The following is an 11,194-nucleotide window of genomic DNA, read 5'->3' as shown; positions in this document are numbered from 1 at the left end:
ATTAAAAATCATTTTCATTACAATTTATTATTTATCTTAGGAAGTATACTGGGGGTTTTCATTTATATTGTTATAAAAATAGTAAAGACTAAAACCAGATTACTGGAAAGCTCCAGATTTTAATAAAAACTTCTAAAACCAAAATTATGTTATTAAATCAAAGAATATCTGTAGGGTATTTCCTGAGGGAAATTAAATTTCAAATTCTTTTCATTACCCTATTTGCTGTGCTGATTGGGATTTTGGATGAACTTCCTCAGTTTCAAAAAATAAGTCTCCCATTAAGTATCCCGGCACTTTTAGGGACCGCAGTATCTTTACTGCTTGCCTTTAGAACTTCCCAGTCCTATGAAAGATGGTGGGAAGCCCGTATTATCTGGGGAGCAATTGTGAATGATTCCAGAACACTTATAAGGCAGATCATACAGTTTTTACCTGAGAGTAGAACTAAAGATATTGAGGAATTTGTAGAGAGGCAGGTCATATGGAATTATGCTCTTGGGGAGTCTTTAAGAAAATTGCCTTTTACAGACAGGGTTCAGCAATATATAAATACGCATCATATCCATGCTTTGAATGTTCCAAACGCATTGCTTGATGGGCATTCTGAACATGTGAGGAAGGTAGCGGCAGAAGGATTGATATCGGATTTTAAGCAAATACAGCTGAATGAAACAATTTTGAGGCTGTGTGACAGCATGGGAAAATGTGAAAGATTGAAAAATACCGTTTTTCCAAGGTCATATAGTATACTTTTACATATTTTGATTTATGTGTTTGCATTTATACTTCCATTTGGACTGGATGATTCCCAGCTGATTGTAGAAGTAGTCATTACCATTCTTATTCCTGTAGTTTTTATTGCGATAGAAAAAACATCCATTCTTATGCAGGATCCTTTTGAAAATACTCCTGTTGATACACCGATGACTTCGCTGGCTCAGACAATAGAAATTAATTTAAAGCAAATGATTGGAGATCAGGGTCTTCCTGATAAAAAAGAGAACTCTCAATATTTTGTGATGTGATATGATATATGGGAAAAGCTATAATTTTATAATTAATTATAATGAAAAAAGACATTGAAAATAAATTAATAGATAAAAATACCAAACCTACAAGTATGAGAATTTTGGTGTATGATATGTTAAGCTCCCAAGAGACGGCATTATCCTTATCTGAAATTGAAAATCATTTTGATAATGCTGACAGGATTACTATTTATAGGACATTAAAAACCTTTGAAGAAAAAGGGATTGTTCACAGCATTCAGGAGAATAATACAACAAAATATAAATTGTGTCATGATGGGTGTGATGAAAAAACACATAAAGACTGGCATCTTCATTTCTATTGCAAAATATGTAAACAAACTACCTGCAAAGAAGATATTGCATTGCCAGAAAATATGCAGACCAATTTCAGGATCGATGAAATAAGACTTTTCGCCAAAGGGATTTGTGAAAATTGTCTTCAGGAAAGTTTGCAATAGTATTGCATTTCTATTAAATTTAAATTTGTTTAAAATTATCAACTTATGGAAGAATGTTGTAGTACAAAATCGGAAAATAAAGAGACAAAAGATCATAAACATTTCGATGGGGATGGACACAACCATTCCCATGATTCAGGAGATCAAACGACTTTCCAGCTATTTCTGCCGGCAATAATATCATTCATTTTATTATTGGCAGGAATTGTAATGGACAATTATATTAAACCCGAGTGGTTTAAAGGCTGGATACGTATTGTATGGTATCTTGCCGCTTATATACCAGTAGGATTACCTGTACTTAAGGAAGCCTTTGAAAGTATCAGGAATGGAGATGTTTTCTCGGAATTCTTATTAATGAGTATAGCCACGATAGGAGCATTTGCTATTGGTGAATATCCTGAAGGAGTTGCGGTAATGCTTTTTTATGCGGTAGGAGAAGTATTTCAGACATTGGCTGTGTCCAGGGCAAAAAGTAATATAAAATCTTTACTGGATCAGCGGCCTGATGAAGTGACGGTTCTAAAAGATGGCCAGCCGGTTACTATCAAGGCGGAAACTGTAAATATAGGAGATACTATTCAGTTAAAACCTGGTGAAAAATTGGGATTGGACGGAGAGCTGATCACTCAATCAGCATCATTTAATACTGCTGCATTAACAGGAGAAAGTAAGCCTGATACCAAAGGTAAGGGAGAAGTTGTGTTAGCAGGAATGATTAATCTTAACACGGTAAGTCTGGTAAAAGTAACTACTGCATATCAGGACAGTAAACTAAGTAAGATATTAGAACTTGTTCAGAATGCTACAGCCCAGAAAGCACCTACAGAGTTGTTCATTCGCAAATTTGCTAAAGTATATACCCCGATTGTGGTGCTTTTGGCAATACTGATCTGTCTGGTTCCTTATTTTTTTGTAGACGATTATCAGTTCAGGGATTGGTTGTACAGGGCCCTGGTATTTCTTGTGATTTCATGCCCGTGTGCTCTGGTTATTTCTATTCCTTTAGGATATTTCGGAGGAATTGGAGCAGCAAGCCGTAATGGGATTCTTTTTAAAGGAAGTAATTTTTTAGATGTTCTTGCTGAGGTACAAAATGTGGTGATGGATAAAACAGGAACCATGACGGAAGGGGTCTTTAAAGTTCAGCAGGTATCTATAAAGGAAGGGTTCAATCAGGAGGAGATTTTAAAAATGGTGAATGCACTGGAAAGTAAGAGTACCCATCCTGTGGCTACGGCTATTCATAATTATGCAGGAGAGATAGATTATAATTTACCTTTAGAACAAGTAGAAGAAATTGCAGGGCATGGCTTAAAAGCAGTAGCTAATGGAAAAGAGCTTTTAGTGGGGAATTTTAAGCTTCTAGATAAATTTAATATCAGTTATGATATCAAGCCGGATACAATTGTTTATACCTTAATTGCTGTCGCTTATGGAGGAAAGTTTGCGGGTTATCTGACAATTGCGGACAGTATTAAAGCTGATGCGCAAATTACTATTGACAAACTTAAAGCATTGAATGTTTCTTCCACTATGCTGAGTGGAGATAAGTCATCCGTGGTTAAATTTGTAGCCGATACTCTTGGTATTCAGAATGCATATGGAGATTTACTTCCCGAAGATAAGGTCAACAAGGTAAAAGAAATCAAAGCTAAAGGTCAGAGTGTAGCATTTGTAGGAGATGGAGTGAATGATGCTCCGGTAGTTGCATTAAGTGATGTAGGAATTGCAATGGGGGGACTAGGGAGTGATGCAACTATTGAAACTGCTGATGTGGTAATACAGGATGATATGCCAAGTAAAATTCCGATGGCCATTTCCATAGGAAAACAGACTAAGAAAATAGTATGGCAGAATATTATTCTTGCATTCACTGTTAAAGGAGTCGTGCTTATTCTCGGAGCAGGAGGACTTGCGACAATGTGGGAAGCTGTTTTTGCTGATGTGGGAGTTGCTTTGATTGCTATTTTAAATGCTGTCAGAATACAAAGAATGAAATTCTAAATATCCATTAATTAACTAAACAAGAAAGTTCCATTGATTTTCAGTGGAGCTTTTGATTTTTGTGGCAAAGAAGTGACATTCGTCATTCATTAAAATAAAGTAAGAATAGTATATTTGTAGTACATTTGATCAGGTGAAGTTATTAATATCCATATTCATTATTTTTACAATGGTTGTACGTCCGGTTCTGCCATTTGTGAATTATATGGTTAATTATGATTATATCGTTAAAAATCTTTGTGAAAAAAAAGACCAGCCTCGGTCTACCTGTAAAGGAAAATGCTACGTAGAGAAAGAGCTTGCTAAAACCGAGAAGCACTCCAATATACAAACTTTGAAGATTCCTGTAATGGAAGCTTTTATTTCCAGTGAAATATTTTCTTTTTCAGATCAGGGAATAACAGAAGGTTTTAATAAAAATCAGAATAACTTTTATTTTCATTTTTTTGCGTCTGAATATTTTACAAGAATATTCCGTCCTCCTTTGGCTTAGATTTTTAATGTTAATTATAAAGTTTTGATAATTGTATCAAAACTGGTTCTTATTTTTTTAATCAAAATTTTATCCGATGAAATCAACAATCATTTTGATGGCTTTGCTGTCCGTCTCATTAATATCTTGTACAAAAGAAACTCCTAAAGTAAAGCATGTAGAAAAAAGCATGAGTTCTTCACAGCCTAATCTGGAAAATGTGAAAGTCGTTAATGCCCAAGATCCAATTTGTCATATGGAAACAGCACAATATTTGAAAGATACTATGGTATATAAAAATAAGGTGTATGGTTTTTGCAGTGCTTACTGTAAAGAAGAATTTAAGAAAACCCCTGAAAAATATGCCCAAAAATAAAAAGAATAATACCAGCACAAAAAGAAAGATTGTAATTCCTATTGTGGTTATTGCATTACTTTTTTTGGGAATAGGGATTGGGATGAGTTATTTTAAAAATAATTTATATACGGTGATGAAAGTCCCTGATTTTGAGCTTACGGATCAGAACAGTAAGAAAATCACCAATAAAGATATGCTGGGAAAAGTATATCTGGTTGAGTTTTTTTTTAGTAAATGCCCTACGATATGCCCGGTAATGAATACCAATATGAGAGCTTTAGAAGAAGAGGTTAACGATTCTGACTTCGGAATTGTCTCCATAAGTATAGATCCGGAAAATGATACTCCTGAAGCCCTAAAACAACATGCCAAAAGAATAGGAGTTAAATCTCCGAACTGGCATTTCCTGACCGGAGACAGGGGTTATATCGGTAAAATAGCAGACCAGTTTAATATTTATGTGGGCGATAAGGAAGATGAAGCAGAAAGCCTTAATCATAGTGGTATGATTGCCTTGGTAGATAAAGAAGGAAATATCCGCTGCCGGTATAATAAAGATAATATGCCTATTCTCTATTACTCAGGACTGAATTATGAAGATCCGGAAGGGAAAATTCCAAAATTGAGTGGGCAGTATCATCCGGATAGGGAGTTATTATTAGAAGATATCAGAAAATTATTAAAGAAATAGTGTTTAATCATAAAATAACTGATTATGAAAATTATGAAAATAGCTGCCTTAAGTGCAGTATTCGCGGCGCAATTTGCTTTTGCGCAATTTAAGCAGACTCCATTGGCTTATGCATACAATGCACTGGAAGGATCCATTGATGCACAAACAATGGAAATTCATTACACCAAGCATGCTGCGGGATATGTAACTAACCTGAACAAAGCGATTGCAGGTACACCGTTAGAAAAGGAAAGTTTAAACCAGATCTTAGGGAAAGTGTCTACATTAAGTCCTGCAGTAAGAAATAATGCAGGTGGGCACTATAACCATGAGCTTTTCTGGACAATGCTGACTCCTGAAAAAAACACACAGCCCTCTGCAAAACTTTTGAAAGCAATCAACGAAAGTTTCGGAAGTATAGATGCAATGAAAGAAAAAATTGCTAAAGCAGGAGCTGATCGTTTCGGGTCGGGATGGGCATGGCTTTCTGTAGATAAGAATGGGAAATTATTTGTTTCTTCCACTCCTAATCAGGATAATCCTTTGATGGATGTTGTAGAGGAGAAAGGAACTCCTATTTTAGGAATTGATGTATGGGAACATGCTTATTATCTTAAATATCAGAATAAAAGAGCAGATTACTTGGGTGCTATCTGGAATGTAATGAACTGGAAAGAGGTAAGTAAAAGATATGATGAAGCTTTAAGCAAAAAATAATTAACCAGCTTGAAATGCAGCATACGTATGCTGCATTTTTTATATTACTCTTTTTAATAGTAAGATTATACCCTTAACGGGTATTTATTAAAGCTGTACTCAATAAAAAATGTTAACTTTAAACTGAACAGGTTAAATTTAGTATGCATCATCAATTAGAAAAACATTATGTCAATAGGATAGGCTGGCTTCGTGCAGCAGTTTTAGGAGCTAATGACGGATTATTATCAACAACAAGTATTGTCATAGGAGTAGCAGCTGCAGAACCGGATAGGCACACTATTATTTTGGCAGCATTAGCTGGAATGATTGCAGGAGCAATGTCTATGGCAGCAGGAGAATATGTTTCTGTAAGTTCTCAGGCTGATACTGAAAAAGCAGATCTGGAAAGAGAACAGAAAGAACTGGAATAATTTCCGGAAATCGAACTGATTGAATTGGCTAAGATTTATGAACAGAGAGGTGTCAGTAAAGAAACTGCCTTACAGGTTGCAAAAGAATTAACTGATCATAATGCACTGGAAGCCCATGCAAGAGATGAACTGGGAATTAATGAGATTACTCAGGCAAGACCTTTACAGGCTGCTATCGCTTCATTCGGTTCATTTGGATTTGGAGCCGCTTTACCCTTTATAGTCTCATTATTAGCTCCTATCGAACAAATGGTCTATTATCAATATGGTTTTACAATTGTTTTTCTTATGATACTGGGAGCTATTTCCGCTAAAACAGGAGGTTCATCTATTGGAGCTGCTGTAGTAAGAATATGTTTCTGGGGGACGATTGCAATGGGGATAACTGCTTTTGTCGGACATCTGTTCGGAGTAAGTGTAGGCTAGTCTAATCTAATCTAATCTAATCTAATCTAATCTAATCAGAACAAGTATTAGAAATGAGGATGTAATTTATTGAGTAATGAGGAATGAAATATTCTGAATTTTGAACATAATGAGAGGCTATTTCTAATGTAATGATTAGGAGTAGCTTTTTTTGTTGAGAATGATTCTAGAATAATAGTAGAGTTAAATTTAATTTTTTTTTAAGGTATTTTCCTTTTTTAATTCAGTTTTACTAGTTAAATTATATATTTTTTATAGTATAAAACCCCCTCTTTATCCCTTTTTTGTGTCTTTTTTAGCTTTTTTATTTTCTAATTTAATTTACATATATGTAAGTGCCTTGATTGGTTTAATGTATTGATTTTTTGAGTTTTACTTGTTTGTTTTTTGATATTTGTTTTGCCTTTTCCCACAAATGATTCCCTCTTGTTTACACTTGCGGGTGATATCGAGGTAAGTAGTATGTATATAATAATATGAGATACGTATAATTTTGTCTTACAAATACGAAAACTTTATATGATGAATACAACCCCTCTAATTCTACATATTCGACTTCCCTTTTTTAATTTCAAAATTTCCGAAATCTTAAAATAGCTTAATTTTTTTTAAAAAAATCTAAGCAAAAATTCCTATACATGATAAAATTGTATAGAAAGAATTCCTATGTGATAAACCTAATAAATATTTATAACAAAACAACAATGAGAAAAATGTTTTTATTAGTATCAGCTTCATTAAGCCTGAATATGTTCGGGCAATTTGGAGTGGGTACAAAAGATGTACATAATGGAATTATTCTTCAGGTTGAAAGCCAGCCTGAAACTTCCAGTACTTACTATGGAGGAGTTCTTTTCCCAAGAGTTGCACTTACTTCCACTGAGCTTTTTGCACCCGTTACCGGTCAGGCTGTTACTGGCTTGATGGTCTATAATACGGCTACTTCAGGTTCTGGAGACTCAGCTGTTACTCCTGGTATTTATTATTGGGACGGGAGTGGTACCACTTCAGAATGGGTGAGAATGGCACAAAAAGAAGCCAGTGAAACGGCTTTATTCTCTAATCAGAATACCAGTACGGATATTAATGCTGATGATGGAATATTTGCTCCTATTTTTGAGAATGTAAGATTTAATAACAATCCGTCATTATATCAGAAAATTGATAATACTACTTTAAAAATTAATGAAGTTGGTTACTATAAAGTAATCCTTAATCTGGATCTTGCTTCTTCGGGAGGTGCGGATAATTTCGGGATTGAAATTGTAGTTAATAATCAGGATAATATTGTTTCTGATAATTTATATATCCCGGGACGATGGGATACTGAAGGAGGGGCAGAAAGTAATTTCCCTAACGGAAAGACCTTTGTAGTGTATATTCCCATAAACGTAGCAGGGTATACCCTTCGTGTAAGGTCCTATGAAATTGATCCTAGTACTGATGTACAATTTAAAAACCCAGACACATCTACAATTTCTATAGAAAAAATCAGATAATTATGAAGAAGTATATTATATATGCCGCATTATTAACAGTAGGTGTTATTAGCGGTGAATTACACGCTCAGATAGGAGTCAATACTACAAATATCGAAGACGGAGTAATGATGCAACTGGAAAGTACTAATAAAGGAGTTTTGTTTCCAAGACTTGCTTTAAGCTCGAGAACTTCTGTCTCTCCACTGAATGCATCTATTCCTACAGGAACTATTGTTTTTAATACAACACTTTCTGGAAGTTTCCCTAATATTATTAGTCCGGGGTTACATTGGTGGAGTGCAGAAGAAAAACAATGGACCAACTTAAGTACCAACTTGGAGAATGTAACAGCTAAATATGTTAATGCGGAAAATGTAACCAATTATAATACGACAGCTTGGCAGAATGTACAGCTTTTTGGAAGTGAAGTATTTAATGAAAGTGAATCTATTTACAATGTTAATTCAAATAATCATACAGTGACTTTGGGGATGTCAGGGCTCTATTCAATATCTACTTTATTATCATTTGACCGTCTGACTGCTGATAATCCAGCAAGATTATCTATGACAGCCAGATTATATGTTAATGATCAACCGGTTGGGACAGAGCAGGTATTTTCTCCGGGATATACCACCTCTATCAACAACAACAGAGGGCTATTCTCTCATTCATTCACCGAATATATTGAATTGAACAAAGGAGATGTATTATCTGTGAAAATAAAGAAAACGGCGGGTACATATGCTAACAATTATGGTGTAGCTGATGTTAAATTTCTTCAGTCAGGAGATTCAAGTATCGCTTTATTGAGAATCCGTTAAAAATTTTTAAACTAGAAATAATGAAAAAAATATATATCAAACTTATGATGCTCCTTCCTGTAACCTTGGCTTTCGGACAGGTGGGATTAGGGACAGATTCTCCTGCATCTTCTTCTGTATTAGATATTACTTCTGCTAATAAAGGGGTGCTAATTCCCCGGGTCGCTTTAAGCTCAACTATCGATAAGGCTCCTTTATCAGGTAATATTCCTGTCGGAACGATGGTTTTTAATACTGTAAATGCGGGGACAGGTGTACAAAGCGTAATTCCCAGTGTTTATGTGTGGGACGGTGCGGAATGGGTATTTCCAGCAGCGATAGGGAGAACAAAGTCACAGGTGATCAAATTTTCTAATTCTCCGACAAGTACTATGAATTTTAATCCTGTAAGTGTAGCTTCACCTGTGGGCATTGATATTTTTAATTCTGTGGTTTTTAATTCTGACACCTCCGGCTCAGTATATGAAAAGCTTGGAGACTATCAACTAAGAATAAAACAGGATGGTTTATATCTTGTTTCAGCTAATCTGGCATTAAAGCAAAGTCCTGCGGTAGACAACTCCAGAGTAAGTGATTATATCTACTTCAATCTGGACGGCAATCTGGCTTCTGCAAAAATTATTACATTAGTACCACAGTATGATCCTTCCGATGTTAATATTAATGGAAGATTTGCCTTTGGATCCAATTCCTATATTAATGCCAAGGCAGGGCAGATACTTACTATGCATTCAGCACGTTACAAAGATGGAACAAATTATAATGGAACTGTAAATTATGATACGACGAGTCTTTCCAGTGTTACTGTAATTAAGATTAATTAAATCAAATCAAATTTAAATAGAGTCAATTATATTGATTTTAAAATGAGAATGCAGAACATTAGTTCTGCATTTTCTATGAAGAGGAGAGTTGATAATTGTCGTGTCCTTTAATGAGGATAAAATCTCTTTATATTTTGAACCTTCCGCCTTTTTAAGAAAGACCGTTATAATTAGTACGAGGTTTTTAGGCTTTTTATCTGTATTTGAGGATTACATAGAGCTATTATACTTTATAGTACCGGATTTAATAACAACCATTTCATATAAAATGTTTCCGAAAATGAGATTGTTCTAAGATGCTTGGCCAAAAGAAAAGTGAAAACTTTAGAAATTACGTTTTGTAAAGATCCCCTAAGAGAGATTTCGGAAAATAGGAAGAATTGTGTGAGGATTCAAAATACAAAACTCTGATACTTATATTATCAGAGTTTTGTAATTGTCGTTAAGTAGCCCGTAGGGGAATCGAACCCCTCTTACCAGAATGAAAATCTGAGGTCCTAACCGATAGACGAACGGGCCAGATTTTATATGTTAATTCGAAGTTAGCCTTTAAAAAATCACTGAATATATAAACAGTGATTTTTTAAAAATTAGTAGCCCGTAGGGGAATCGAACCCCTCTTACCAGAATGAAAATCTGAGGTCCTAACCGATAGACGAACGGGCCAACTATATAATTACGCTAATTTATTAACGTGCTTAGTTAACTTGCTTTTTAAGTTAGCCGCTTTGTTTTTGTGGATAATGTTTTTCTTAGCTAATTTATCCAACAAAGAGATAACCTTTGGCAATTGCTCTGCAGCAGCAGCTTTATCCTCCTCATTTCTCAATACTTTCATAGCTGATCTTGCAGTCTTGTGGTAGTATCTGTTACGAAGTTTTCTAGCTTCGTTTTGTCTAATTCTTTTTAATGCTGATTTATGATTTGCCATATCGTTCAAATGTGAGTGCAAAAGTATAAACTTTTTTTTTATCCGCCAAATTTATTTCCTTCTTTTTTCAATTTTCTTTGGATAAATATTTTCGGAGTTTATCAATTGCCTGTTCTATTTTTAAATTTTCCTTTTCTCTTTCTATTCTCCTTATCGTGTTTCCCAACATGATAATGGCATTATTCCATTCTCCGGTATTATTAGTGAAAATAAGTCCTTCTATAGTTACCTCAAAGACGCTATCTTCCCCACTCCTGTAAAGTCTGAAACTAATTTCCTTATCACTGCCAGTTATTCCGTCTTCATTGATTTTTAAGTCATAACTTTTAGGGTTGGAGTGGATTTTTTTAAAAAGCAATGTCGCCTCTTGTATTTTTAAATCCGGCATGGTATTTCTAAATTTTTAGCTTTTAAAAGATAAAAATATCTTTCTATGGCTGATTTTCTATCATCTGAATTGTGCACTTCTTTATCTAAAGCTATTGTAAATTATTATGGATTTATTCAATGCTTTAAACTTAAGAACCAAACTACAAAAATATATTTTTTTTCTCAAAGATAAAATCAATTGATGTT

12 protein-coding genes, 2 tRNA genes and 1 pseudogene are annotated in these 11,194 nt (G+C 34.5%); 11 read left to right on the top strand and 4 right to left on the bottom strand.

Going from position 1 to position 11,194, the window contains the following annotated elements:
• Window positions 1-146: 146 nt before the first annotated feature.
• The 11 genes and pseudogenes from Q0A18_RS06085 (at window position 147) to Q0A18_RS06035 (ending at window position 9,687) form a co-directional block, all read left to right on the top strand.
• Window positions 147-1,028 (top strand): bestrophin family ion channel, encoded by an 882-nt coding sequence (locus Q0A18_RS06085; protein WP_292009260.1) that lies wholly within the window; start codon window positions 147-149, stop codon window positions 1,026-1,028.
• Between the two features lie 41 nt (window positions 1,029-1,069).
• Entirely contained in the window at window positions 1,070-1,492 is a 423-nt protein-coding gene (locus Q0A18_RS06080; protein WP_292009259.1) for a transcriptional repressor, read from the top strand.
• A 45-nt stretch (window positions 1,493-1,537) separates the two neighbouring features.
• Window positions 1,538-3,499 (top strand): heavy metal translocating P-type ATPase, encoded by a 1,962-nt coding sequence (locus Q0A18_RS06075; protein ID WP_292009258.1) that lies wholly within the window; start codon window positions 1,538-1,540, stop codon window positions 3,497-3,499.
• Window positions 3,500-3,632: 133 nt separating this feature from the next.
• A complete protein-coding gene (locus Q0A18_RS06070; protein WP_292009257.1) occupies window positions 3,633-3,992 on the top strand; it encodes a hypothetical protein in 360 nt (119 codons plus the stop codon).
• Window positions 3,993-4,068: 76 nt separating this feature from the next.
• Complete coding sequence (locus Q0A18_RS06065; protein WP_292009256.1) at window positions 4,069-4,347, top strand: YHS domain-containing protein; 279 nt, start codon at window positions 4,069-4,071, stop codon at window positions 4,345-4,347.
• Entirely contained in the window at window positions 4,325-5,020 is a 696-nt protein-coding gene (locus Q0A18_RS06060; protein WP_292009261.1) for an SCO family protein, read from the top strand. Before Q0A18_RS06065 ends, Q0A18_RS06060 begins: the two co-directional genes overlap by 23 nt.
• A 24-nt stretch (window positions 5,021-5,044) precedes the next feature.
• The gene (locus tag Q0A18_RS06055; protein ID WP_292009255.1) at window positions 5,045-5,719 is read left to right on the top strand and encodes a superoxide dismutase; all 675 of its coding nucleotides are present in this window, start codon (window positions 5,045-5,047) and stop codon (window positions 5,717-5,719) included.
• Window positions 5,720-5,862: 143 nt separating this feature from the next.
• A pseudogene (locus Q0A18_RS06050) lies at window positions 5,863-6,558 on the top strand (VIT family protein).
• 704 nt (window positions 6,559-7,262) lie between these two features.
• Window positions 7,263-8,057 (top strand): hypothetical protein, encoded by a 795-nt coding sequence (locus Q0A18_RS06045; RefSeq protein ID WP_292009254.1) that lies wholly within the window; start codon window positions 7,263-7,265, stop codon window positions 8,055-8,057.
• Window positions 8,058-8,059: 2 nt separating this feature from the next.
• Window positions 8,060-8,863: a hypothetical protein gene (locus Q0A18_RS06040; protein ID WP_292009253.1), complete on the top strand. Its 804-nt coding sequence runs from the start codon at window positions 8,060-8,062 to the stop codon at window positions 8,861-8,863.
• A gap of 20 nt (window positions 8,864-8,883) precedes the next feature.
• Window positions 8,884-9,687, top strand: a complete 804-nt coding sequence (locus Q0A18_RS06035; RefSeq protein WP_292009252.1) for a hypothetical protein — start codon at window positions 8,884-8,886, stop codon at window positions 9,685-9,687.
• A gap of 447 nt (window positions 9,688-10,134) precedes the next feature.
• On the opposite strand, the gene Q0A18_RS06030 is transcribed toward Q0A18_RS06035, so the two are convergent.
• The 4 genes from Q0A18_RS06030 to Q0A18_RS06015 form a co-directional block, all read right to left on the bottom strand.
• A tRNA-Glu gene (locus Q0A18_RS06030) sits at window positions 10,135-10,206 on the bottom strand.
• Window positions 10,207-10,281: 75 nt separating this feature from the next.
• Window positions 10,282-10,353, bottom strand: a tRNA-Glu gene (locus Q0A18_RS06025).
• Window positions 10,354-10,363: 10 nt separating this feature from the next.
• On the bottom strand, window positions 10,364-10,618 hold the full coding sequence (gene rpsT, locus Q0A18_RS06020) for a 30S ribosomal protein S20 (protein WP_292009251.1): 255 nt from the start codon (window positions 10,616-10,618) through the stop codon (window positions 10,364-10,366).
• Window positions 10,619-10,685: 67 nt separating this feature from the next.
• The gene (locus Q0A18_RS06015) at window positions 10,686-11,006 is read right to left on the bottom strand and encodes a hypothetical protein (protein ID WP_292009250.1); all 321 of its coding nucleotides are present in this window, start codon (window positions 11,004-11,006) and stop codon (window positions 10,686-10,688) included.
• Window positions 11,007-11,194: the final 188 nt, after the last annotated feature.

Source organism: Chryseobacterium sp., from assembly GCF_022712095.1.
Lineage (GTDB): Bacteria > Bacteroidota > Bacteroidia > Flavobacteriales > Weeksellaceae > Chryseobacterium.
The sequence above is the reverse complement of the archived record's forward strand: the minus strand, read 5'-3'. Positions and strand labels throughout refer to the sequence as shown.